The following is a 24,113-nucleotide window of genomic DNA, read 5'->3' as shown; positions in this document are numbered from 1 at the left end:
CAGCAAACCCATCACCGACAATGCCAGAGGACCTGAACTGGGCCATCGGCGGGGAAGCCGGCGATGGAATCGACTCCACTGGGAAGATTTTCGCCCAGGCACTCTCTCGCGCAGGCCGACACGTCTTTACGTCCAAAGACTTCGCATCCCGAATCCGTGGTGGCTACACCGCGTACAAGATTCGTACCTCGGTCGACCGCGTCGAGAGTGTCGTAGACCGACTCGACATTCTGATTGCACTGACCCAACGCACGGTCGAAGAGAACATGAGCGAGCTCCACGAGGGCTCGGTCATCATCTACGACGGTGAACGAACCACGATGAAGGACTTCGAGGCCCCCGAGGGCATGATCGGCCTCAACGTTCCCCTCCGCCGCCTCGCAGAAGAGGCGGGTGGGGCCATCATGCAGAACATCGTCGCACTCGGCGCGGCGTGTGAAGTCTCCGAGTTCCCAATCGAGAACCTCGACGAATCGCTCGAAAAGCGCTTCGGCGCGAAGGGCGGCTCCATCGTCGAGAACAACTCCAAGGCCGCGCGCAAGGGACAGGAGTACGTTCGCGAGAACTACGACCTGGACCTCGACTACGAACTCGAAACCACCGACGAGGATTACGTCCTCCTGAACGGTGACGAAGCGATTGGCATGGGCGCAATCGCGGCCGGCTGTCGCTTCTACGCTGGCTACCCAATCACGCCAGCGACCAACGTCATGGAGTACATGACCGGACGCGTAGAGCAGTTCGGCGGCGCTGTCATCCAGGCTGAAGACGAACTGTCGGCCATCAACATGGCCCTCGGCGCAGCCCGCGCCGGTGCCCGAGCGATGACCGCAACCTCTGGGCCGGGCATCGACCTCATGACCGAGACCTTCGGCCTCATCGCGACGAGCGAGACGCCGCTGGTCATCACCAACGTCATGCGTTCTGGGCCGTCCACGGGGATGCCGACCAAGCAAGAACAGGGCGACCTGAACCAGATGCTCTACGGCGGCCACGGCGAGATTCCGCGCTTCGTCGTCGCTCCGACCAGCATCTCCGAGTGTTTCCACAAGACCGTGGAAGCGTTCAATCTGGCAGAGAAGTACCAGACGCCGGTCTACCTCGCCGCAGACCTCGCGCTCGCCGTGAGCGAACAGACCTTCCCGCCCGAAGAGTTCGACATGGACGCAGTCGAAATCGACCGCGGCAAGGTCGTAGACGACGAAACCGTCGGCGACTGGGTCAACGACAAACAGCAGTTCAAACCGCACGCGCTCACCGAGGACGGCGTCTCGCCGCGCGCGTTCCCCGGCACGAAGGGCGGCGCACACATGTCCACTGGTCTCGAACACGACGAACTCGGTCGCCGGACCGAGGACACGGACATGCGCGTAAAGCAGGTCGACAAGCGCAACCGGAAGGTCCAGACGGCCATCGAGAACGAAGACTGGTCGCCACGCGAATTCGGCGACGCAGACTCTGAGAACCTCGTCATCTCGTGGGGTTCGAACGAGGGCGCGATGCGCGAGGCGATGGAGTTCTTAGAGGAAGACGACGTTTCCGTGCGCTTCCTCTCGGTTCCGTACATCTTCCCGCGCCCCGACCTGACCGAGGAGATTGCGAAGGCAGACGAGGTCATCGTCGTCGAGTGTAACGCGACCGGCCAATTCGCGAACCTCATCGAACACGATGCCCTCACCCGCGTAAAGCGCGTGAACAAGTACAACGGTGTCCGGTTCAAAGCAGACGAACTGGCAAACGAAATCAAAGCGGCTCTCGACGAGCCCGTGGAGGCAACGGCATGAGCTCCGACGTTCGATTCACTGACTTCAAATCCGACAAGCAGCCGACCTGGTGTCCCGGGTGCGGTGACTTCGGGACGATGAACGGCATGATGAAAGCACTCGCCGAAACCGGCAACAACCCGGACAATACGTTCCTGGTCGCCGGGATCGGCTGTTCGGGCAAGATTGGGACGTACATGCACGCGTACGCCCTGCACGGCGTCCACGGACGCGCCCTGCCCGTCGGCATCGGTGCCAAACTCGCGAACCCGAACCTCGAAGTGATGGTCGCAGGTGGCGACGGTGACGGGTTCTCCATCGGCGCGGGCCACTTCGTCCACGCCGTCCGGCGCAACGTCGACATGACGTACGTCGTGATGGACAACCGCATCTACGGCCTGACGAAGGGGCAGGCATCCCCGACCAGCCGCGAGGACTTCGAAACCTCGACGACCCCCGACGGCCCGATGCAGGCGCCAGTCAACCCGCACGCCCTCGCACTCGCCGCCGGTGGCACGTTCATCGCCCAGTCGTTCTCGTCTGACGCGATGCGCCACGTCGAAATCATCAAGGAAGCCATCGAGCATCCCGGCTTCGCCTTCGTCAACTGTTACAGCCCGTGTGTCACGTTCAACGACGTGGACACCTACGACTACTTCCGCGACTCGCTCGTGGACCTGAAGGAGACGGACCACGACCCGACCGACAAGGACGCGGCCAAGGACGTCATCTTCGACACCGAGAAGGAGTACCAGGGCGTCATTTACAAGAACGAAGCGTCGGTTCCGTTCGAGGACCGCTGGGGCATCTCCGAAGACATGTCCAAAATCGAGAGCAAGCCGCCAGAAGGCGCGATGGACCTCGTCCGCGAGTTCTACTAAATCGCTCCGGGTTTGGTTTTTCGTTTTTTCACTCCGCTTCGAGCGACGCGTCTCGCCGCTCGACGGTGACGTTTTCGGGGAGGACGACCCGCGACTCGTCGCCGGAGATGTCGATGGTGATGATACCCGAAAGGCCGTCTACCGGGATTGTTCTATTCATGCCACTGCCGTGTAGTTCGATGTGTCCCATGGGGGTTTCCAAGGCGTGTCGTGGACCGGGCGACACCGCCGTGTGAGCATATGTTGTTGAGTTAACAAAACGTTGCTGGGCAACGTTCGTCCCGTTCGCTGAGAAATTCCCGCGCAATTCGCGAGTGAAACGTCCCTCTAGCGGGGTCACATACGTCGTTTTTTTAAGACCCGACAGTGTAGTGCGAACAATGGCAGCCGAACGCTACGATATTATCATAGTTGGGGGTGGCACCTCCGGGACCTTTGCGGCCGCGACGGCTGCGAACGAAGGTCTCTCTGTCGCTATCTTGGAGCGAAAGTCGAAGGAGGAGGGTGGGATGATTGCCTGCGGTGACGCAATCAAGGGGAAAAGTACGTTCCCCGACGTCATCGACCGAGACTATCTCCGGGCGGAGTCGTTCACCAACGAGAACATCCTGAAGGCCCGCTTCGAGAACCCGGTTACGGACAAGAACCTCGACATCCCGTTCCGGTCGCCGGGGGCCGTCGTGGACCGCAAACGCTACGGCGAAGTTCTGCTCGAAGAAGCAGAGCGCGCCGGCGCGGAGATTCACTGGGACACCGTCGTCCAGGACGTCGTCCAGAACGACGCAGGCCGGGTCACGGGCGTCACCGCCACGCGCAAGGGAAGCGTGAAGAACTACGACGCAGAAGTCGTCATCGACGCCGCCGGGTCGCTCTCGCTGCTCCAGGACAAGGTGGACTTCTCTGACACCACGTTCGATACGAAGGTGAGTTACTCGCAGTTCTGTTCTGCCTATCGCGAGGTGCTCATCACGAAGGAACCGGTCGATTACCACGACGCAATCGTATTCAAGCCGACCGAAGAATTGGGCTACCTCTGGTACTTCCCACGGTCGCCAACCGAAATCAACGTCGGGCTTGGCTTCCAGATGAACAAGCCGCCGATGAAGCTCGTCGAAGTCCTGAAAAAGGACATTCGCTCCCGCCCCGAGTTCAAGGGCGCGAAAATCAAGAACAAACTCGGCGCGGCGCTCCCGACCCGCCGAACCTACGATTCGGCGACGGCAAACGGCTACATGGCCGTCGGCGACGCCGCGGGCCACGTGAATCCGACCACTGGCGGGGGCATTCCCGGCGCGGCGAAAGCCGGCTACTGGGCCGCCCTCGAAGCCATCGAGGCAATCAGCGAAGGCGACGTGACCGAATCCAACCTATGGAACTACAACAAGCGCGTGATGGACGACTTCGGCAGTCGCTTCGCCGCAATGGACCTCTACAACATCTTCGGCGGCGCACACGACGTAAACGACCTCGTGAGCGTCATCAGCGCCCTGCCCGGCCAACAACTCCTCGACGCGCTCGGCAAGGAGGGAACGGCGTCGATGGGGCTCGGCCTCAAACTCAAAACCGCACTCAAGACGTTCGGCCACTGGAACGTCCTCTACGAACTCTACAAGGTCCAGCAGAAAGCCGGCGAACTGCGCGACGTGTACGCGGAGTACCCCACCGACCCGAGCGGCTTCGAATCCTGGCGAAAATCACGTGACGCCGTCATGGACGACGTCTACAAGATTACCGGCGCGAATCCGAAGTACTGACCGCGGCCCCAACCCATTTTCCCGTCGAAGCCATAGCGTCGGGTGACGATGGCTGACCCTACCAGCAACCCAACAAGTGACGACTGTCCCCGTGTCGGCGGCATGCCAATTCTCGGTCTCGGCACCTGGGAGAACGACGACCAGCGCCAGTGTGCAGAGAGCGTGAAAACTGCCCTCGAAATGGGGTATCGACACATCGACACCGCCCAGATTTACGGCAACGAGGAAGGCGTCGGCCGCGGCATCGAGATGGCCGACGTCGACCGCGACAGCATCTTCCTCGCGACGAAGGTCTGGATCGAGAACCTCTCGCCAGAGGACGTCGTGAAGTCCACCGAAGAGAGCCTCGACAAACTCAACGTCGACTACGTCGACTTGCTGTACGTCCACTGGCCAGCGGACGAATACGACGCAGAAGAAACCCTCGAGGCCTTCGAAGCGCTCTACGACGACGGCAAAGTCAACCGCATCGGCGTGAGCAACTTCGAACCGGAGCAACTCGAAGCGGCCCAGAAGGCACTCGGCCCCGGCAAAGAGATATTCGCGAATCAGGTCGAGATGCACCCGCTGCTCCCCCAACGCGAACTGCGCGAGTACTGTGCGGAGAACGACATCGAACTCGTCGCCTATTCGCCACTCGCCCGCGGTGACGTGTTCGACGTCCCTGAACTCTCGGCCATCGCCGACGACCACGGCGTGAGCGAGGCGCAGGTCAGCCTCGCGTGGCTCCGCGAGAAGGGCGTCACCGCCATTCCGAAGGCGACCAGCGAGGAGCACGTCCGAGACAACTGGCACTCACTCGACTTCGAGCTCTCGGAGCTGGAAGTGACGACCATCGACGAACTCGACCGCACGGAACGCAAGGTCGACCCGTCGTTCGCGCCGTGGTAGGCGGGCGATTTACCCGCGGGTAAGGTGGACAGTTAAGGGCATTCGCCCGAAATTCGGTTTCAATGTCGGTCGGTCAACGAAACGACGGGGTCCTCGCGGGCATCCGCGTCGATTTGAAGCGATTACACGAGACGTGGATGGAACTGGTGTTCCCGCGCCAACTGGACACCGAACACACCGTTCTCGGCAAGTGGCGACCGAACAACACCCTCGGCAAGGTCTCCTACCGGCTGTGGGGTGCGCTCGGTGCGCCACTCGTCGCCATCTTCTACCCGCTCGCTCTGTTCGGCTACATGACGCGGTTCTACACTCGCAAGATAGACGGGACAGCCACGCGCCTCGGTGTCCTCGGCGTCCTCCTCCTCTCGCTGGTCGTCTGGGGAGCACTCACAGCACTGGCAAGGATGCGCTTTTCTGCGGATGGATTCATTGCCGTCGCCGCCGCGAGCGTCGTCGCCACTGTCGCGGCCGTGCTGGCCGTCCTCTCCAGTCGTGCGGGCGGGCGGGGAACCACCGTCCTGCTCGCCTATCCGTTCGGGATGACGGCGCTGTTCCTGCCACCCGTCGTCGCGGCGCTCTACTCGCCGACCCTCGCGGACGCCATCTTCCCCCAGAGCACGACGCTCGCGAAGTGGATTCTCGACAATCTGCTCACCGTCGGCGACCTCAACACGTACATCCGGACGAAGTACGACTTAGAGGGCGTCGCCTACGTCGGCATGTGGTTCGGCATCGCGGTTCCACTCGGCTGGCTCCTCGGTATTCTGGTCACCATCGCCGACCTCCTCCGGCCGAAGTAACGTTACTGCCGCATCCGATTCAGTGCCGCAACGAACTCCTTGGGCCGCTGTGTCCCCACGAGCAGTGTCTTTCCGTCGTACCTGAGTTCGACGCCGTCAGTTCCCTGTACGTTGTACGCCCAGCCGTTTCGCCCGCGGCGAATCCCCCACCCGCCGTACTCGGACAGCGGGCGGTATTCGCGGGCGTCGAAGCCCGTCAGGTCACTCGCCGGGACGTGCCGTTCGGTCAGGTGGAGCGGGAAAAAGCGAAGGTGAACCCCGTCGGCTCTGACCTCCGTTTGCAGGCCGAGAACGACGAAAAACAGCGGAAAGGCGACGCCGAGCGCAGCGACGAGGACACGCTCGCCCAACGATTCCGTCTCCGTGAACGCGACCCACAGGAGCAGTGCGGTGAGGCCGACGAGGAGCACCCAGAGCCACGGCTGTCTGAACCGCTGTGTTTCACGAAAGTATACCGACTCCTCGGACATGGCGAGAGGTACACGCGGTGGCCGGAAAACGGTTTCCGCCCTACTCGCCGTCGCGCAGTTCGGTGCGGCGAATCTTCCCTGTTACCGTCTTCGGTAAGTCCTCGACGAACTCGATTTCGCGGGGATACTCGTGGGCCGCGAGTTCGTTGCGGACGTGCTGGCGGATATCCTCCTTCAGGTCTTCGCTCGGTTCGGTTCCCTCGCTCAGGACGACGAACGCCTTCACGACGTGGCCGCGCTTCTGGTCGGGTTTTGGCACGACGGCGGATTCGGCGACGGCGGGGTGTTCGCCGAGCGAACTCTCGACCTCGAACGGGCCGATGCGGTACCCCGAGGAGATGATGACGTCGTCGCCGCGGCCCTCGAACCAGAAGTAGCCGTCTTCGTCTTTGCGGGCGACGTCGCCCGAGAGGTACCAGCCGTTTTTGAAGCAGTTCTCGGTCTTTTCGGGCTGGTTCCAGTACTCGGCGAAGAAACACGGGTACTCGCCACGTTGGGCGATTTCACCCGTTTCCCCGGGTTCCAGTGGTTCGCCGGTCTCCGGGTCTACCACGTCGGCTTCGATGCCGGGCAGCGGTTTGCCCATGCTGCCGGGGCGCAGTTCCATCGTCGGGTAGTTGTTGATAATCATGTTCCCCGTCTCGGTCTGGCCGTAGGTGTCGTGGATGGTGACGCCGAGGACGTCCTCACCCCACTCGACGACGCCCGCACTGAGCGGTTCGCCGATGCTGAGCGCGTGGCGCAGGTTCAGGCCCGTCCCGTCGAGAACGTCCTGATGTTCGCGGAGCATCCGGTAGGCCGTCGGCACGCTGAACAGCACGGAGATGGGGTACTCGTCGAGGAGGCCGGCCCACGTCTCGGGGTCGAACTCGCCCTCGTAGGTGAACAGACTCGCGCCCCAGTACCACGCACCGAGCGTATTTATCGGGCCGGTCAGCCATCCGAGGTCGCCGGTCGACCAGTACAGGTCGCCCGGTTGCAGGTCCACCGCGAACTTCTGCGTCGCGGCGACGCCACCGACCCAGCGGTGCTTGTGGAGGACGCCTTTTGCCCGGCCCGTCGTCCCGCTCGTGTAGTAGAGCAGCGCGTTGTCCTCGCCGCTCGTCTCGGCGACGTCAAAGTGCCTGCTCGCGCCGTCGAGTTCGGCGTGGAAACTCAGGTCGCCTTTCTTGATGCCCGTCCCGTCTTCGGAGACGACGATGACGTGTTCGACCGAGGGGGCGTCTTCGAGTGCCCGACCGACCGTCTCGCGGTTCGCCGCCGACGTCACGACGACCTTCGCGTCGCAGTCGTCAAGGCGGTAGGCGATGCCGTCCGGCCCGTAGCGTTCGTTCACGCTGCCCCAGACCGCGCCCGTCTTGAGCGTCCCGACGAGCGAGACGTAGTGTTCGGGGATGCGGGGCATGTACGAGAACACGCGGTCGCCCTCGTCGACGATGGAGTCGAGAACGTTCGCGAACTTATTCGACTGGCGAGCGAGCTCCCAGAAGGTGAGCGTCTCGCGCTCGCCGTCTTTGCCGGCGTAGTAGAGGGCCACCTTCTCGCGATTTTCGGCGTGGCGGTCACACACCTCGTGGGCAATGTTGAGCGAGTCGGGTGCATCCCAGTCTGCCTCGTCGAAGATGTCGGACCAATCGAAAGAGTCGCACACTGCGTCGTACTCGTGGAGGTTGTGAACTCCCATCACGTTTCACCATCACGAAAGGAGGAAATAAATCATTCCCAACGTTCGTGAAAAATTCGTTCGAAGAACCCTTACATGTAGCCGAGGTCGCGCAGGCGGGCCATGAGGCCTTCCTTGTCCTGTGCGCGACCGGCGCGTTCGGTGGTGTGTTCTAAGTCCTGGAGCCACGCGGGGCGGTCCTCACTCTTCGCAGAGCCTTTCGAGGTGCCGAGGCTGCGGAAGCCTTCGAAGTACTTCGGCCCCACGGGGAGGTCTTCTGGCGTCAGGCCGTTCGGCAGGTCGTCGTAACCCTGTGGCACGTAGCCCTCCTGTGGGTACTCGGGCACGAGGTCGGGCACGAGGTAGAACCAGAAGGCGTCCCAGAGGGCGCGTTCGTTGAACTGGAGAATCGAGTGCACCCGGTCGTGTGGCGGGTACTTCTCGGAGTCGTGGCGCGGGCTGAAGAACGTCTCGTTCTTGCGGGCGTCCTGTTCGTCCCAGCGCACCCCGGAGAACACGCCGTCAATGTCGTGTTCGGTGATGACGTTGTTGAGCGCGACGGTCTTGAGCAGGTGGTTGCCCGCGTAGGAGTCCGCGGAGAAGACGAACGTGTCCGCGGTGTGGTCGAGTCGCTCGCGCAGTTCGCGCTGGTTCTGCTCGTTCAGGTCGGCGACGGGAATCTCGTCGCCGGGCGTCGCCCCGAGACGAGCGAAGTCCTCGTTGCGCGCGACGATGAGTTCGAGACCGAGGTTTTCGGCCCAGCGGTGGACGAACGCCGTCACGTCCTCGAAGTGTTCGTAGTGGTCGATGAAGACGACGGGCGGCATCTCGTAGCCGAACTCCGCTGCGACTTCTTTGACGAAGTAGAGGACGAGGGTGGAGTCCTTCCCGCCGGTCCACATGATGGCCGGGTTCTTGTACTGAGAGAGGGCGGTCTTCGTGACCTCGATTGCCTTCGCAATCTTCTCGTCTACGCTCGGGTAGTCTGCACCACTTTGGCCGCGGCCGTCTTCGTAGTCCACGCTGAGATACGAGGGAAACCCTTCAGGCATTGGTACTGTAGTTTGTGCGCTCGCACGATATTGGTATGGGTTGCCTACCGGAACGTTAGGGTCTCTTTGCCCGCCTGAACCGCGTGACGGTGCTGTCGCTAACGAGGGTTGTGAACGGAAAACTGGCGAATCGGTGGCGGTTTACCCAACCATACTCACCGGACGGACCCACCCGTCAGGCGTTGGCCTCCCTGCAGAGGCCGCGTGTGCCACCGCGTCCGCCGAGAGTACCTGCCGTGGGATGACACACGGCGGGGGAAGCGGTCTACGTGACCGACTTCACATGTAGCCGAGGTCGCGCAGGCGTTCCATCAGGTCCTCTTTGTCCTGGGCGCGGCCCGCGCGCTCGGTCGTGTTGTCCAAGTCCTGCAGCCATGCAGGCTCGGTGTCGCTCTTTTCGGTGCTGACTTCGCTGCCGAGGCTGCGAAAGCCCTCGAAGTACTTCGGGCTGACCGGCACGTCCTTGTGGGTCAGACCGTTTGGCAGGTCGTCGTAGTCCTGTGGCACGTAGCCCTCGTCCGGGTAGTCTGCGACCGTCTCCGGGACGACGAAGTTCCAGAACGCCTCCCAGACGTCCGCCTCGTCGAACTGGAGGATTGGCTGAATGCGGTCGTGTGGCGGGTAGATGTCCGGGTCGTGACGTGGGCTGAAGAACGTCTCGTCGGCACGGGCTTCCTGCTCGTCCCAGCGGATGCCGGAGATGACGCCGTCGATGTCGTACTCTTCTAACGCGTTGTTGAGCGCGACGGTCTTGAGCAGGTGGTTGCCGACGTAGGTGTCGAGCAGGAACGGGAACGTGTCCTCCTCGTATTCGAGGATGTTGCGGACGTGGTGCTGGTTCTGCTCGTTCAGGTCCGAGACGTTAATGGTATCGCCCGGCTCGTTTGCGAGGGTGCCCACGTCGTCGTTGCGGGCGTAGATAACCTCTAAGTCCCACTCGTCGGCCCAGTGTTCGACGAAGTCGAGCAGGTCGTCGAAGTGCTGGAAGTGGTCGATGAACACCGCAGGGGGCATTTCGAGGTCGAATCGGTCTGCGACCTCTTTGACGAAGTAGAGGACGAGGGTGGAGTCCTTCCCGCCGGTCCACATGATTGCGGGGTTCTCGTACTCCTCTAAGCCCTTCTTCGTGACTTCGATTGCCTTCTCGATTTTGTGCTCGATCGAGGGATAGTCCTCGGCGCTCTCGCCTTCACCGTCGGTGTAGTCTGCATTGACGTAGTCGGGGAAGCTCTGTGCCATCTTCATAATTGCATATAATTAGGACTGTAAAAGGCGTTACGGCCTGAAAACGGGTGATAATGACACACAGGGGTCGCCCGGCGCGTGCGCTCACGGGCACACGAGCGATGGAAAGAACGAGTGAAACTTACGAGATGAACTTGTTGTCCCGCCAGTTGACGCCCTTCTTCGAGGCGGCGTCTTCGGTCGGGTTTTCGACGACGTCGATGGAGGCCGGTCGCTCCTCACCGTCGACGATGCGCGTCGCGACGAGTTCGTCGTCGATGGCGGAAATCGCGGTGAGCGTCCCCTTCTCTGCGATTTTCGCGAGTTCACACAGCACCTCGAACATCGGGTACTGGAGCGCCGTATTCTGGAGCACCGTCTCGCGGTCGCCCTTGAAGCAGGCGTACTCGACGAGTTCGGACGGCGGCTTTTCCTGTTCCTCCTGCTCTGCGGCACCCCAGTTTGGTGCGCCGCCCCGCTGTGCTTTGTTCCACTCGTCGAGTGGAACTTCGTACACGCGGTTCTCGCTGACGCTTGCTTTCAGCTGCGCCGTCGGCGTGTACTTGCTGATGCTGTCATCGGCGGCAACCGCACTGATGATAAGGGTGTTATTGCGTCGAGTGATGTCGATGTCTGAGATTTCTTCTGGCAGGTCGGCACTTTCGAAGAACTCGTGGACATCCTCGAGTGGCAGTTCGAGCGTCGAGTGGAGTCGATATACGCGGCTGGTCATGAGTGTGGGGCGTCAAACGGAGTCGACAGCGGCTCCGTATGGGGTCGTCTGTACATAGGTGTTCGGGGCTTATATGGGCTACCCTTTCGGTTTCGCCGCCCAGAACACGCCGGCAATCAGCCTGCCGGCAGGCGAATCTCGCGTTTCGAACGCGACAGTTCAGGCGTCGAGTGCTGCCTCGAGTTCTCCACGTTCGTCCAGTTCTGCGAGGATGTCGCTCCCGCCGATGAACTCGCCGTTCACGTAGGTCTGTGGAATTGTCTCCCACCCGCTGTGGGCCTTGAGTGCGACGCGGAACTCGTCGAGCGAGGCCAGGGTGTCCACCGTCTCGAAGTCCTCGCGGTACTGGCCGATGAGCTGGACGGCGCGTTTCGAGAAGCCACACTGGGGCATGAGGCGGTTACCCTTCATGAACAGGACGACCTCGTTTTCCTCGATGGCGCTGTCTACGCGCTCCGTTACTTCGTCTTGACTCAGTGACTCGCCGGGCTGAAAGGTCATACCCAACGGTACCCGCTCGCGGTCTAAAATCCTTGCGTCGATGACCCGTTCGCGGCGCACGCCCCACGAGCGCCGTCCCTGAATCACCCCTGATTCTGTGAGTCGCTGTGGCATACTCTACGCCCTTAAAAGAAGATTTCCCCTAAAGAGATTGGGCGGAACGTTCTCAGGACCGATCGACCCGCATGACCTGAACGAGCGAGTGAACCGGTACGCCTTCCAGTTCCTCGACGCCCTGTTTGTCCACGAGGACGACGCACGCGACGACTTCGCCGCCTTCCTCCTCTACGGCCTCGATCGTCTCGGTCATCGTCGTCCCGCTCGTGATGGTGTCGTCCACGATGACGCACTTGCGACCCCGAACCTGCGCGAAGTTCCGTGAGAAACTCCCGCCCAGGTCCTGTTCTTCGATGTCGCCGCTCTCCCAGCGGTGTTTCGCGGGTGCGTAGGCGGCGAGTTCCGTGTCGAGGGACCGAGCGACGGCGGTGGCGAGCGGGACGCCCGCCTTCTCGATGCCGACCGTCAACTCGATTTGCTCTGCGGCCTCGCCGAGGACGTTGGCCATCGTCTTCGCGGTGTAACTCAGTCGCTGACTGTTGCGTCCGAGCGAACTCCAATCGACGTGGATGTCGTCGGGACTCGCGTCCGCACTGGGTTGCGCTCGCGTCTGCGTCTGTCGCGACTGCTTTTCGCTCTGTTCGACCAGCCACTTCGCCGTCTCCCGGGAGACGTTGAGTTCGTCCGCGATTTCTCCTTTCGAGAGGCCGTGGTTCGCGAGTTCGCTCGCACTCTCGATGAGGTCGTCTACGTTCTTCATATACGGGCCTTCGCAGGCCCTTTTTATCATCGTTTCGTCAGCGGTCAGACTCGTCAAGCCGCACGCTCCTTCAGGGCCTTCTTATCGGTCTTCCCGATGTCGGTCAGTGGGAGTTCGTCTACGAATTCCACCTCGCTCGGAACGGCGTGGGCGGCGACCTTTCCGTCGAGGAACTCGACGATGTCTCCAGCTTCGACGGTTCCGTCGTACGCCTCGTCGAGTTCGACGAACACCTTCACGCGCTCGCTGCCGGGCCGCTCTGGGTCCGGAACGCCGACGGTGGCCGGTCGTTCGACCGCCGGATGGCCGAACAGAATCTCGTCTAACTCCTCTGAGTACACCTTGAGCCCACTGACGTTAATCATGTGCTTGACTCTATCAACGATGTACAGCCGCCCCCACGAGTCGAGCATCGCGATGTCGCCAGTGCTGACGTACCCCTCGTCGTCGAAGGGATTTTTCGACTCGTCCAGATAGCCCTTCATCCGCTGGGGGCCATTGACGTAGAGTTCGCCCTCGCGCTCCTCGGCGACGGCCTCGTCCAGCGGAATCACCTCGCCGGAGTCCACGTCCACGAGTTTGATTTCCGTATCCGGAACTGGCACGCCGATGGTCGGTTTGTCGAACCCATCCTCGCGGGTGTCCCGACCGAGGAGCATGTCCTGCAAGCCGCGCGTGTTGAACGTGGTAATCGGGGACATCTCGGAGAGTCCGTAGCCCTGCGAGACGCCCTTGCTCTTTTCCTCGAACTGGCGTTTGGTCTCGTCCGCGAGCGGGGCAGAGCCAGAGATACCGATGACGTCTGTGTCAAGTTCTCCTTTCACGATTTCCATGAACTGCGTCGGCACGCCGAGCATGATGATGGCCTGCCACTCCTGGATGTACTCGACCATCTGGTCCGTGTCCCGGGCGTCGGGGACGACCAGTAGATTCACCCCCAATTCCAGGAGCACGTTCGTGACCGAGTAGCCGTAGGAGTGGTACATCGGCAGCGCCATCACCGCCGACTCCTCGCCGCGCATCATGTTCGCCATCTGTGACTGGCTGGCCACCCCCTGATAAGCGTTCGTGAGCACGTTTTTGTGGGTCAGCATACACCCCTTCGGGAGGCCCGTCGTGCCCCCGGTGAACAGGAGCGTGTGAACGTCCTCGTCTACGTCGAAGTCCAGGTCGGGAGGGTTCGGGTCGGTCTCCGCGATGACCTCGGGCAACCACTCGACGCCCGGCACCTCGTCGTGTGTCACGGGCGGGTCCTGACTGTAGTCTTCGATGTCGGTGAGAATCACGTCGTCGAGGCCGAGTTCGTCCCGCAACGAGAGGACCAGTTCGCGATGTTTGTCCTGGCCGATGAGGACTTCCGGGTCGCCCCGTTCGAGGCGATAGACGAGATCCTCCTCTGCGTCGAGGAAGTCGTTCGGGATGTGGACCCCGCCGGCCCGCGAGATGGCCTTGTCCGCGATGACGAACTGCGCCGAGGTCGGCAGAATTGTGGCGACTCTGCTCCCTTTCTCCACGCCGCGGTCGCGCAGTGCAGTGGCCAGTCGTTCGACGTGGTCGAGCACCTCAGGAAAGGTGTACTGCTGGCCGAACTGCACCAGGCCCTGCGCTGGATAGCGTTCTGCGGCCTGTTCTAGCAGCGAATGGACCGGTTCGTCGGGGTAGGGGGCGAGCGTCTCTGGAATACCGAACTGCTCGTATTCGCGAAACCAGGGTCGGTCGTAAGACATCTATCCGTGTGACTCAGGGACACACCTTCAGTCCGTCTACGGCTATACACGGGGTTTGAAAAGTCGCCAGCTCCGCGGGTGGTGAAATCGAGAGAACCGTCGGATTAGTCGTCTGCGGCGGCGGGTTCTGCACTCGCGTCGGAGGTAGCGTCGTCTTCGATGCTCGGCGGGTACTTGCCGCGGTCGAGCTTCAGGTCCGAGAGCGGGCGAGCCATGCAAGTGAGCGCGAAGTCCTCGCGCTCCTCGTCGGTGAGGCCGCGGGCGGCCGGTTGGGCCACGTCGCCCTCGACGATTTCGGCAGAACAGGCGAGACACATGCCGACGCGACAGGAGTACTCCTGGGCAATCCCCTCTTCGAGACATCGCTTGAGGATGGTTTGCTTGTCGGAGACGGTGATCTCCTCGCCCGTGCCGACAAACTCGACGGTGTAATCGGTCATAGCACCTCCTACGAAAGAGCGCACCTTTACTCTTTATGTAGGCAGGTGGCAACCACGTCCCCCTCGAAAGGTCGGAATCGAACGACCGAGCCAAGATAAAGAGTTTTCTCCGTTGGGAGAGCAGTCGTGTGCATGACCACGTATTCTCCTGACGTTGCCATCGTTGGCGCAGGCACGTCGGGTTGCTACGCCGCGGCGACGCTCGCAAAGGCGGGCTACGACGTCGTCGTCGTCGAGCGAAAAACGGAGCAGGAAGCGGGACACATCGCCTGCGGTGACGCGCTCAAGGGGGCAGACGCCTTCCCGGAGGCCATTCCGAAGCAGAAGATAATGCCGGCGTTCACGAACACGGACGTGGACCACGGCCGGTTCGAGATACCACAGGAGGACGTCGTTCTCGACATCCCGATTCCGGGGGAGCTCGCCGTCATCGACCGCTGGGAGTACGGACGACTCATCATCAAGGGCGCAAAAGAGGCGGGCGCCACCTTCCACTACGACACCGTCGTCCAGGACGTGACCCAGGAAGAGACCGGCCGCGTGACGGGTCTCCGCGGGAAACGAAAGGGTGACGCGGTGGAGTACGACGTGGAGATCACCATCGACGCGGCGGGTGCGCTCTCGCTGCTCCAGGACAAGGTGGACTTCACCGGCTCTACGTTCGACACGAACGTCTCCTACTCGCAGTTCTGTTCTGCCTACCGCGAAATCATCGAGGTACCAAACGAAGTCGAGTGGAGCGACGCACTCGTGTTCAAGCCGACGAAGCGCGCGGCGGGCTACCTCTGGTACTTCCCGCGGACGGGCACGGAAATCAACGCCGGGCTCGGCTTCCAGATGACCGAACAGCCGATGAAGCTCGTCGAAGACCTGAAACAGGACCTGCGCAATCGCCCCGAGTTCAAGGGCGGGAAGGTCACCGACAAACTCGGCGCGGCGCTCCCGACCCGCCGACCCTACGACTCGGCGGTCGCCCAGGGCTACATGGCCATCGGTGACGCCGCAGGCCACGTCAACCCCACCACCGGCGGCGGCATCGCCGGGGCCGCCTACGCCGGCAAGTACGCGGGCGAACAGGCCATCAAGGCACTCGAGCAGGGCGAGGTTACAGAGGAGATTCTCTGGCGGTACAACACCCGCATCATGGAGCACTTCGGCGGACGCTACGCCGCCCTCGACATCTACAACATCTTCACGACGGCCTACGACTCAGACGTGCTGCAGGGGTTAATGGCCGCCCTGCCGATGGACAAACTCTCCGAAGCGCTCTACTCGGGCAGCGCGAGCATCGGGATGGGCCTCAAACTCCAGACCGCGCTCAAAAGCTACGGCTACTGGGGGACGCTCTACGACCTCTACAAGACGAAAAATCTCGCAGACGAGCTATTGACCCACTACGAAGCCTACCCGTCCTCGCCGACCGGCTTCGAGTCCTGGAAGACCAAGCGCGACCGCATCATGGACGACATCTACGCGACGACCGGCGCGGACCCCAAATACTGACGCCATAACGAAGCCATTCGCTCGCTTCTACTGGTGTGACACCTCCGTCGCACCGTGATGACACCCGCCATTCTCACTCGATTCAAACACCCGGCGTACACTGGCGAGAATCGCTGTTTCCCGTGTACCGCCGTGAACCTCGCCATCGCTGGCGCAGCGAGCGCCCTGCTCACGGCATGGTCGACCTGGGCCGCGTTCGCCGTCTTCGTCGCCTGTCTTTCGGTCATCTATTTCCGGGGCTATCTCGCCCCGGGCACGCCGACGCTCACGAAACGCTACCTCCCGGCTCGTATTCACCGGCTATTCGGGACGCATGGCCGCCGTGAACCGCCCCGCGAGGGCGCAATCGACATCGAAACAGAACTCAGTGCGGTGGGCATCGTGAGCGACGACGGCGACGACCTCGTCCTGAGTCGGAGTTTCAGGCGGGCGTGGGACGACGCCATCGCCAGCATCGGTACCGACTCCCTAATCGAGTCGTTAGAGGCCTTCCTCGAAACTGACGGGCCGCTTTTCATCGAGGACAGCCCGGACCGTATCGTCGTCCGCGCTGGCGACCGGCAGGTGGGCAACTGGGAGTCGCAGGCGGCACTGCTCGCCGATGTGGCGGCCCACCAGACGCTCGTCGCTCAGTTTCCGTCGTATCTCGGATACGACCTCCAGACGCGGGCGCGGATGGTCGGAGCGATTCGCATCTTCCTCGACGTCTGCCCGACCTGCGGGGGCCCCGTCGAAATCGGAGAAGAAGTAGTCGAGTCGTGCTGTCGGGCCTTCGACGTGGTCGCGTTCGTCTGCGAAGAGTGCGGCGTGCGACTCGCCGAATTCGAGTTGGTAGACGCAGCTTAAACGTCAGCGCCTTCGAGGCCGAGCAACTGTTCTTTGAGCCCCGGGTACGCGAAGTTCCCGATACCGTCGGTGCGGACGATGCGGTGACACGGAACGACGAGTGGCACCGGATTTCGCGCACACGCCCCGCCGACCGCACGCGCTCCCGAATCGATGCTCGACGCCACGTCGCCGTACGTCCGCACTTCGCCGTAGGGAATCTCGCTCATCGCCCGCATCACGCGACCGGTGTAGTCGTCGGGATACGCGACGGTGAGGTCGAAGTCGGTTCGTTCGCCGGCCTCGTACTCACGGACCTGTCGCTCGATTTCCGCGGTCGATTCGTCGACGAGCGACTCGTCTATCGTGACCTCCGTGTCGAAGATGGTGACGTGCATACCTCCCCTTCAGCGGGGGCGTGCAAATCCTTTATCGTCACCCTCGTAATCGCCGCCGTACTTGAGCAGGAAGAACGCGAACAGGAGGACGGTGACGAGCGCGATGGTCGTCGCGATGCCGATGACGACCGCGCCGGAGGGAACCGGTTGCGGTGCGGGGCCGGGCGTGGGTGCACCGCCGACCTGCACCGAGATTTGCCCGAGCATTCCAGTCGATTCGTGCGGGATACAGAAGTAGCCGTACTGCCCCTCGACGTCGAACCTGTGCTGGTAAGACTCCCCGCCGGCGACGTTCCCCTGCTGTGGATAGCCGGACCGTGCGGCGGATTCGCTCGAAAAACCGCCGCTCGCCCAGTAGGCGGCGTCCGTCGGGAGTTCATCTTCGTACGCGGTCACCGAGTGGCCGACGTTGCCGACGTTTTCCCAGACGACGGTGTCACCGGGCGAGATTGTGAGCGTATCGGGAGCGAACACCAGTCCGTCGGTCATATCGACGGTGTGCGTCGTCGGCGTCGTCTCCTGTGCGCTCGCCGTCGCGGCGGTCGCTGCGAGAATCGGTGCTGTGGCTGCGGTGCGGAGGAAGGCCCTCCGGGAGTACTGGTCCCCCACCATACGGGAACTACGGCGGGAGCCTACAAAGCCGTTTCAGCGGCTACGGACGGCGAGCGGCGATTTCGAGAATCGACTTAGAGAGCACGTCCACCGCGACGTCGATGCTCTCCTCTTCGACGTCGAACGTCGCGGTGTGGTGGCCCGTCGGATGGGACGTGCCGATGCAGACGTAGGCTGCCTCGCCGCCGTTGTCCTGGACCTCCTGCATGAGGAACGTCGCGTCCTCGCTGCCGCCGAGCGTGTCGCGCTCCATCGTTGAAGAGACGAGCGGTGAGTTGCCGGCGACTTCGTTCACGATGTCGACGAGCGACTGGTCGCTCTCCGCGCTCGGGGCTTCGCCGATTTCCGTGAATTCCACGTCACACTCGTACATGTCCGCGGCCGACTCGATGACGCGAACTGCCTTCTCCTTCATGTACCCCATGAGTTCGGTCGTCCGCCCGCGCACCTCGACGTGCATGAAGGCCGACTCGGGGATGATGTTCGCGGCCGTGCCACCGCCGACGACGCCGCAGTTCACCCGGGTCGCGCCGTCCTGGTGGCGAGGAATCGCGTAGCAGTTCTGGATGGCGGTGGCGAGTGCCTGCACCGCATTGTGTCCTTCGTCGGGAGCGGCCCCGGCGTGGGCTGGCAGGCCCGTGAACTCCACGTTGAAGTGGTTCACCGCGAGGAAGCCGTCGATGCCCGCCACGACCTCGCCAGTTGGGTGGTCCAAGCCGACGTGAACGCCGAGCAGGTAGTCCACGTCGTCGAGGTGCCCGCTTTTCGCCATCGGCTTGCCACCGCCAATGACCTCCTCTGCGGGCTGGAAGAACAGCTTGAACGTCCCGGAAAAGTCGCTCTCTTTTATCTGTTCCAGAACGCCGATGCCGAAGGTGACGTGGGCGTCGTGACCGCAGGCGTGCATCGCGCCCTCGTGTTCCGACCGAAAGCCCTCCGCTGCCGGAACGTGGTCCGGGTCGTCGGACTCTCGCTGGGGCAGCGCGTCGATGTCCACGCGGAGGGCGATAGTCGGTCCGTCACCCTTTTCGAGGACCGCGAGCGCGCCGGTGTACCCGCCCTTGGTCTGTTCGAGCACGTCCTCGCGTGCGCCCTCGGCGCGGGCCTGTTCGAACCATTCGTCGAGGACGTCGTCGTCTGGAACCGCGAGTCGTAGGTCGCCGTGTTCGGTTCCGAGCGCAGCTTTGCCGACGTAAAGCTGGTCGACGCCGATGCGTTCGAGTTCGTCCACGATACGGCTCGTGGTGTAGAACTCACGCCACGCGGGTTCCGGGTGGCGGTGGAGGTCGCGGCGCAGCGAGACGAGGTGGTCAGGCACGGACTGTTGCATGGATGAAACTCAGGGGGGGAGCGGCTTAATACCGTGCTGCCGACCCACGCATCGCTTGCCGGGTTTGGGAAGCGTCACTCGCAGAAGAACGTCAGCGACCGGCCGCGCGAACCTGTTTGATTTCTGCTTCGACGTGGACGCCAGCGGGGAAGTCCCACTGGGTCGCGGCGCGTGCGAAATCGTCGTGACCCTCGATTTCGATGACGCGCGTGTAGACGGTGTACTCCCACTGTGGATAGGAGTCGCCGGTTGGGTGGAGGCGTTTTGCCTGCGGGGCGGCGTGGACTTCGGTCGGCTTGGTGTGCGGTCCGTGGAGTGCGGCGCCTTTTCGATTCGCGGTTCGTTTGATGTCGGTCACAACCTCGTCGAGGACGGTTCGGTCCCCGCTCGTGAGGGTGAGTGTAGTGGTGAAACTCATAGATAATCGGTTATCACTACCCTGTGTGCTCAACCCGTAAAAACCCATCCAAAATCTCTCGCCGCCAGACGTGTCCGACCGCCGGGAGAATCGTGGGACTAATTGGCACAGCACCGGGTGAATTCTCCCTTGAAAACCTTTTAACCAACCACGCAGTATCACTCTGTAATGGCTGTAAAAGCGACAAGCGCGGGGGCTATCCTTTTTCGCGATACAAGGGGCCGCCGCGAATATCTCCTGCTGAAGAGCCGTCCCGGGGACTGGGAATTCCCCAAAGGCGGTGTCGAGGGAGAAGAAGAACTCCAGCAGACCGCGATTCGCGAAGTCAAAGAGGAGGCGGGCATCAACAAGTTCCGCCTCATCGACGGCTTTCGCGAAGACTACGACTACGTGTTCGAGGCGAACGGGAAGACCATCCACAAGACGGTTCACCTGTTCATCGCCAAATCGTTCGAGGCGAGTGCGGAACTCTCGAAAGAGCACCGTGACCTCCAGTGGCGCGACTACGAGCAGGCTATCAACACCATCACCCAGGATGGACCGCGTGATATCCTCCGCGACGCCCACGCCTTCCTCGACGAACTGAAACAGAACGGCGACATCTGAGCCGTCGCCGGGGCGAACGCCTTAGTCTGCGCAGTGCAAACCACGGGCCGTGAACGCGCCGGGCGACTCAGAGTTCAGCTTCGAACTGGCCGTCTGCCAGTGGGCAGAACGCCACTGGCCACCGGACGGTCCGGCCAGCGAGGACGCCGCCTTTGTCGTCGCCCGACAACTCGGCACGCGAGGGCGGCGCTGGGACACCATCGTCGTCGAATCGACCCGAGAGTTGCTTCGCCAGCGCGCCCTGTTCGGCCCCGACGCGCTCTCGTGGAACGTTCTCGATGTCGTCCAGCACGCGCCAGCAGACTGGGCGTGGTACCAGGACGCGCTGCCCGACCCGGGCTATCCGTGGCGCTACGTCAGGGAAGCCATTCACGAGGCCGTAGCGAGCGGCGTCCTGCAGACGCGGCGAAACGGGAACAAAATCGAGATACGACAGATTGCGCCGTACCCGGACTGGGTCTCGCGCATCGTCGCCGTCGAGAACAAACCCGACCTCGACGCGAGCGCCGCCCGCGCCCTGCGCGGCCAACTGGAGAAAGATACGAACCTCGCGCTCGCAGATGAGGTGTGGGTGGCGACCGAGCGAACCGGCGCACAAATCGAACCCGCGCTGCTCGAACGCATGCCCGTCGAAGTCGGCATTCTGACCGTCGAGTTTCCCGCCGCCAGCGTCGAGTGGTATCCGACCAGCCTCTCAGTGGACGAACCCGGCACGACGCCCGGCGGGGACGAACTGGGTCCAGAGAAGAAGGCCAAAAAGCGACTCGCGCTCGCGGAGCGCGCCTACGCACGCGGATGGCGCTCGTACGCGGACACGATGCGTCCCGACTGTCGGCACTTCACCCTGAAGCGCGAGGCGGAAACGTGGCTCCCGTGGTGTGAGGCAAAGCAAAAGTTCCCGACGCGCGCCGAGTGTTCGGGGTCGTGTCCGAAGTTCTCGCCGGAACCGCCCGCCTGGCGAACGCGCGGGTGGCCAATCGAGGGCGGTCCGGGGAAGGCAATCAAGCGATTTCTCGACCGCAAGCGCCGCGAGCAGCGCCCCGGACTGGTCGATTAGTCGAGCAGTTCGACGGTGAGCGAGTCGCGCTCGACCGCGAGCCGGAAGGTTGGGACGGTCCGATAGACGATTTCGACGACGCCTTTCTGTTCTAAACTCCGCAGTCCCGAGCGCACGTCGTCGACCTCGGGGTCGGAGTCGAAGGCGTCGCGAATCCGGTGGAGAATCGACACGACGCTCTCAGATTCTTCGTCGTGGTCGGGGGCGACTTCGACGATTTGCTTCTGGAGCAGCGGGACGCGAATCGCCCGCGGGCCGTCGCCCTCGTCGACGACGCCCGGGTCGACGCCGACCAGTTCCGCGGCTTCCGGCGTCGCCCGAATGAGGCTGTTCTCGTCGCGGTAGTAGTACTCCTTCAGTTCCTTTTCGAGATACTGGTGGACTTCGCTCCCGCTCTCTAACCCCCAGCGTTTCTGGAGGTCCTTGTTCTTTGTTGGCTGGAGCGCCACGATGTCGGCGAGTCGCTTTTCTGCCTCCTCGGACAGCGTCATACGTCGCCGTACGAAGTGGTGGTACATTGGCCTTTCTGACCGCGGGGGAACGATTAAGCCGACCCTTCCCGTCGGTTGTTCCATGTCATGGGACACCGTGAACCTGGAGTGGGACGGCAAGGTTGCGACGATTACCGTAGACCGACCAGAGCGGTTGAACGCGATGAACACGGAGACACTGGATGCCCTCAAGGAGGCCATCGAAACGGCCAAAGACGAGGGCGCGCGCGTCCTCATCCTCACCGGCGCAGGTGACAAGGCGTTCGTCGCCGGGGCGGACATCTCGTTCATGAAAGACCTCTCCGTGACGGAGGGCCAGGAGTACGCAGAGAAGGGCCACCGCGTCACAGACCTCATCGAGGAGTTCCCCGCGCCGGTCATCGCCGCCATCAACGGCTACGCCTTCGGCGGCGGGTGTGAACTCGCCCTCGCCTGTGACCTTCGCGTCGCGAGCGAGCGGGCGGTGCTCGGGCAGACCGAAATCGACCTCGGCATCATCCCCGGGTGGGGCGGCACGCAGCGCCTCTCGCGCATCGTCGGCGACGAACTCGCCCGCAGACTCGTCTTCTTCGGCGAGCGCGTCGATGCACAGGATGCGAACGAGATGGGACTCGTTGGCGAAGTCGTCGCCCACGACCAGCTCGCCTCGCGAGTGATGGACATGGCGAAAGAACTCGAAGCCAAGCCGAAGTTCGCCATGCAGGCGGCCAAAGAGTCGCTGAATCAGGTCCACGAGATGACGCTCGATTCGGGGCTTACCTACGAACGGCGCATCTGGAGTTCCCTGTTCGGGACCGACGACCAGCGCGAGGGCATGACTGCGTTCGTCGAGAAGCGCGACCCCGACTTCGAATAATCAGGCGGGCAGCGTTTCTTCGACCTGCGAGTAGACGAGCGCGAGCGCCAGCACCGAGAGGACGGCGGCGAACGCGAAGGGCACGACGAAGCCGAATCTGACGAGATAGCCGGAGGCGAGCGGGCCAATCGCCGTGCCGAGGCCAAAGGCCATCGTCAGCACGGAGAGCGTCGTCCCCGACTGCCCCTCTTTTGCGAGGTCACCGGCCACCGCGAGGCCCGGCGCGAACACCATTGCGACGGCGACGCCGTGAATGAGGCGCGCGGCGATCATCGTGAGCGAGTCCGTGACGAGTCCCTGGGCGAGGACGGCGGGCGCGAGCAGGACGAACCCCCAGAGCAAGAACGGACGACGACCGATTCGGTCGCTCGCCTGGCCGATGGGGACCTGGAGGAGGACGTTCGCGATGATGACGGCGGCGAACTGCACCCCGAAGAGGAACTCGCCCTGTCCAAGGCGGGTGTTCACGTTCTCCTGCAAGGTGGCGAACAGGGCGATGGAGATACCCATGAACAGCGTCGCGACGCCGAGCGCGAAGACGGGGTCGAGCGCCTGTTTTCCGGTCGGGTCGCGCACCTGAAAGGCGAGGTCTTCGCCAGCGAGGTCTTCGGTCGTTTCGGGGTCTGAGACGAACACCGTGACCAGCGCGATGCTGACGAGTGCGCCGAGTGCGGCGGTGTAGAAGGCCGCGTCGAACCCACTCACGGTGAATCCAGAGAGCGTGTAGGGGCCCGCGGCGACGACGAGGCCGGCCACGATGGGGCCAAACCCGAAGCCGATGAGTCGGAAGGTGTTGAACACGCCGAGGTTGCCGCCGCGCGATTCGGTCGTGGCGAGTTCGTTCACGAGGGCGATGGTGACCGGGATGGTGAACGCCGCGCCGAGGCCCTGAAGCGCGCGGAGGACGACGAGCGTCGCGTAGTTCTGGGCGAAGGCGTAGGCCGCGCTCGCCGCCCCGAGGAGGACGAGGCCGAACAGGATGTACACGCGACGCTTGCCGGTTCGGTCTGAGAGGCGTCCGGTAAACGGCTGGGCAAAGGAGTTGAGGAAGCCAAACAGCGAGAGCAACACCCCGATGAGCAGTTCTTCGGTGATGGTGATGCCGAGTCCCGGAACGGTCGCCCCGAGCAGTCCCTGGAGGGAAACGATGTCGGAAGCGAGGTACAGCGGGAGGACGATGATGAGAAACGAGTTCCCGACAGCGTCTGCCATTCGCGCGAGGGCGAGGACGAGGACACGCCTGTCGGTTCCGAGGACCATGCGTGGTCACTCGTATGGCAAACCAGCCGAAAACCGTTTTG

Annotated in this window: 26 protein-coding genes; 10 read left to right on the top strand and 16 right to left on the bottom strand. The window is 62.8% G+C overall.

The window, feature by feature from the left end; translation table 11 throughout:
* Positions 1–20: 20 nt before the first annotated feature.
* Positions 21–1,784, top strand: a complete 1,764-nt coding sequence (locus P0648_RS06455; protein WP_276248087.1) for a 2-oxoacid:acceptor oxidoreductase subunit alpha — start codon at positions 21–23, stop codon at positions 1,782–1,784.
* On the top strand, positions 1,781–2,644 hold the full coding sequence (locus P0648_RS06450; RefSeq protein WP_276248088.1) for a 2-oxoacid:ferredoxin oxidoreductase subunit beta: 864 nt from the start codon (positions 1,781–1,783) through the stop codon (positions 2,642–2,644). Before P0648_RS06455 ends, P0648_RS06450 begins: the two co-directional genes overlap by 4 nt.
* 28 nt (positions 2,645–2,672) lie before the next feature.
* On the opposite strand, the gene P0648_RS06445 is transcribed toward P0648_RS06450, so the two are convergent.
* A complete protein-coding gene (locus P0648_RS06445; RefSeq protein ID WP_276248089.1) occupies positions 2,673–2,804 on the bottom strand; it encodes a hypothetical protein in 132 nt (43 codons plus the stop codon).
* Positions 2,805–3,024: 220 nt separating this feature from the next.
* Here P0648_RS06445 and P0648_RS06440 point away from each other — a divergent pair, with 220 nt between their 5' ends.
* The 3 genes from P0648_RS06440 (at position 3,025) to P0648_RS06430 (ending at position 6,089) form a co-directional block, all read left to right on the top strand.
* The gene (locus P0648_RS06440; protein WP_276248090.1) at positions 3,025–4,398 is read left to right on the top strand and encodes a geranylgeranyl reductase family protein; all 1,374 of its coding nucleotides are present in this window, start codon (positions 3,025–3,027) and stop codon (positions 4,396–4,398) included.
* Positions 4,399–4,446: 48 nt separating this feature from the next.
* Positions 4,447–5,289, top strand: a complete 843-nt coding sequence (locus P0648_RS06435; protein ID WP_276248091.1) for an aldo/keto reductase — start codon at positions 4,447–4,449, stop codon at positions 5,287–5,289.
* Between the two features lie 62 nt (positions 5,290–5,351).
* Positions 5,352–6,089: a hypothetical protein gene (locus P0648_RS06430; RefSeq protein WP_277505687.1), complete on the top strand. Its 738-nt coding sequence runs from the start codon at positions 5,352–5,354 to the stop codon at positions 6,087–6,089.
* Between the two features lie 2 nt (positions 6,090–6,091).
* Here P0648_RS06430 and P0648_RS06425 read toward each other — a convergent pair whose 3' ends face one another.
* The 9 genes from P0648_RS06425 to P0648_RS06385 form a co-directional block, all read right to left on the bottom strand.
* Positions 6,092–6,559, bottom strand: coding sequence for a hypothetical protein (locus P0648_RS06425; protein ID WP_276248093.1), 468 nt, complete (start codon positions 6,557–6,559; stop codon positions 6,092–6,094).
* A 40-nt stretch (positions 6,560–6,599) separates the two neighbouring features.
* Positions 6,600–8,243, bottom strand: coding sequence for an acyl-CoA synthetase (locus tag P0648_RS06420; protein ID WP_277505686.1), 1,644 nt, complete (start codon positions 8,241–8,243; stop codon positions 6,600–6,602).
* A gap of 71 nt (positions 8,244–8,314) precedes the next feature.
* Positions 8,315–9,274, bottom strand: coding sequence for a phosphoadenosine phosphosulfate reductase family protein (locus P0648_RS06415; RefSeq protein ID WP_276248095.1), 960 nt, complete (start codon positions 9,272–9,274; stop codon positions 8,315–8,317).
* A gap of 279 nt (positions 9,275–9,553) precedes the next feature.
* Positions 9,554–10,513, bottom strand: coding sequence for a phosphoadenosine phosphosulfate reductase family protein (locus P0648_RS06410; RefSeq protein ID WP_276248096.1), 960 nt, complete (start codon positions 10,511–10,513; stop codon positions 9,554–9,556).
* A gap of 127 nt (positions 10,514–10,640) precedes the next feature.
* Positions 10,641–11,231: a hypothetical protein gene (locus tag P0648_RS06405; protein ID WP_276248097.1), complete on the bottom strand. Its 591-nt coding sequence runs from the start codon at positions 11,229–11,231 to the stop codon at positions 10,641–10,643.
* A gap of 159 nt (positions 11,232–11,390) precedes the next feature.
* Complete coding sequence (locus P0648_RS06400) at positions 11,391–11,732, bottom strand: glutaredoxin (protein ID WP_276248430.1); 342 nt, start codon at positions 11,730–11,732, stop codon at positions 11,391–11,393.
* A gap of 166 nt (positions 11,733–11,898) precedes the next feature.
* Entirely contained in the window at positions 11,899–12,549 is a 651-nt protein-coding gene (gfcR, locus tag P0648_RS06395) for a transcriptional regulator GfcR (protein WP_276248098.1), read from the bottom strand.
* A 53-nt stretch (positions 12,550–12,602) separates the two neighbouring features.
* A complete protein-coding gene (locus P0648_RS06390) occupies positions 12,603–14,276 on the bottom strand; it encodes an AMP-binding protein (protein ID WP_276248099.1) in 1,674 nt (557 codons plus the stop codon).
* Positions 14,277–14,380: 104 nt separating this feature from the next.
* Positions 14,381–14,716: a 2Fe-2S iron-sulfur cluster-binding protein gene (locus tag P0648_RS06385; protein WP_276248100.1), complete on the bottom strand. Its 336-nt coding sequence runs from the start codon at positions 14,714–14,716 to the stop codon at positions 14,381–14,383.
* A gap of 132 nt (positions 14,717–14,848) precedes the next feature.
* Between P0648_RS06385 and P0648_RS06380 the strand changes: the two genes are divergently transcribed.
* Positions 14,849–16,219 carry a geranylgeranyl reductase family protein gene (locus P0648_RS06380; RefSeq protein WP_276248101.1) on the top strand — a complete coding sequence of 457 codons (1,371 nt, stop codon included), beginning with the start codon at positions 14,849–14,851 and terminating at the stop codon, positions 16,217–16,219.
* Positions 16,220–16,276: 57 nt separating this feature from the next.
* Positions 16,277–17,065: a hypothetical protein gene (locus P0648_RS06375; RefSeq protein ID WP_277505685.1), complete on the top strand. Its 789-nt coding sequence runs from the start codon at positions 16,277–16,279 to the stop codon at positions 17,063–17,065.
* On the opposite strand, the gene P0648_RS06370 is transcribed toward P0648_RS06375, so the two are convergent.
* The 4 genes from P0648_RS06370 to P0648_RS06355 all read right to left on the bottom strand — a co-directional run bounded on the left by P0648_RS06370 (position 17,062) and on the right by P0648_RS06355 (position 19,802).
* Positions 17,062–17,442: a methylated-DNA--[protein]-cysteine S-methyltransferase gene (locus P0648_RS06370; RefSeq protein WP_276248103.1), complete on the bottom strand. Its 381-nt coding sequence runs from the start codon at positions 17,440–17,442 to the stop codon at positions 17,062–17,064. The genes P0648_RS06375 and P0648_RS06370 overlap by 4 nt on opposite strands.
* Positions 17,443–17,451: 9 nt before the next feature.
* Positions 17,452–18,054 (bottom strand): plastocyanin/azurin family copper-binding protein, encoded by a 603-nt coding sequence (locus P0648_RS06365; RefSeq protein ID WP_276248104.1) that lies wholly within the window; start codon positions 18,052–18,054, stop codon positions 17,452–17,454.
* Positions 18,055–18,094: 40 nt separating this feature from the next.
* The gene (locus P0648_RS06360; protein WP_277505684.1) at positions 18,095–19,384 is read right to left on the bottom strand and encodes an amidohydrolase; all 1,290 of its coding nucleotides are present in this window, start codon (positions 19,382–19,384) and stop codon (positions 18,095–18,097) included.
* A 91-nt stretch (positions 19,385–19,475) separates the two neighbouring features.
* Positions 19,476–19,802 carry an uS10/mL48 family ribosomal protein gene (locus P0648_RS06355; protein WP_277505683.1) on the bottom strand — a complete coding sequence of 109 codons (327 nt, stop codon included), beginning with the start codon at positions 19,800–19,802 and terminating at the stop codon, positions 19,476–19,478.
* A gap of 168 nt (positions 19,803–19,970) precedes the next feature.
* Here P0648_RS06355 and P0648_RS06350 point away from each other — a divergent pair, with 168 nt between their 5' ends.
* Complete coding sequence (locus P0648_RS06350) at positions 19,971–20,408, top strand: bis(5'-nucleosyl)-tetraphosphatase (RefSeq protein ID WP_277505682.1); 438 nt, start codon at positions 19,971–19,973, stop codon at positions 20,406–20,408.
* A gap of 49 nt (positions 20,409–20,457) precedes the next feature.
* The gene (locus tag P0648_RS06345; RefSeq protein ID WP_277505681.1) at positions 20,458–21,465 is read left to right on the top strand and encodes a DUF5787 family protein; all 1,008 of its coding nucleotides are present in this window, start codon (positions 20,458–20,460) and stop codon (positions 21,463–21,465) included.
* Here the strand turns inward: P0648_RS06345 and P0648_RS06340 are convergent.
* Positions 21,462–21,956, bottom strand: coding sequence for a DUF5797 family protein (locus tag P0648_RS06340; protein ID WP_277505680.1), 495 nt, complete (start codon positions 21,954–21,956; stop codon positions 21,462–21,464). The genes P0648_RS06345 and P0648_RS06340 overlap by 4 nt on opposite strands.
* An 82-nt stretch (positions 21,957–22,038) precedes the next feature.
* On the opposite strand from P0648_RS06340, the gene P0648_RS06335 reads away from it, so the two are divergent.
* Complete coding sequence (locus P0648_RS06335; RefSeq protein WP_276248110.1) at positions 22,039–22,812, top strand: enoyl-CoA hydratase/isomerase family protein; 774 nt, start codon at positions 22,039–22,041, stop codon at positions 22,810–22,812.
* On the opposite strand, the gene P0648_RS06330 is transcribed toward P0648_RS06335, so the two are convergent.
* Entirely contained in the window at positions 22,813–24,072 is a 1,260-nt protein-coding gene (locus P0648_RS06330; protein WP_277505679.1) for an MFS transporter, read from the bottom strand.
* Between the last annotated feature and the right edge of the window lie 41 nt (positions 24,073–24,113).

Source organism: Haladaptatus sp. DYSN1, assembly GCF_029489995.1.
GTDB lineage: Archaea > Halobacteriota > Halobacteria > Halobacteriales > Halococcaceae > QDMS2.
This window is presented reverse-complemented; position numbering and strand designations above follow the sequence as displayed.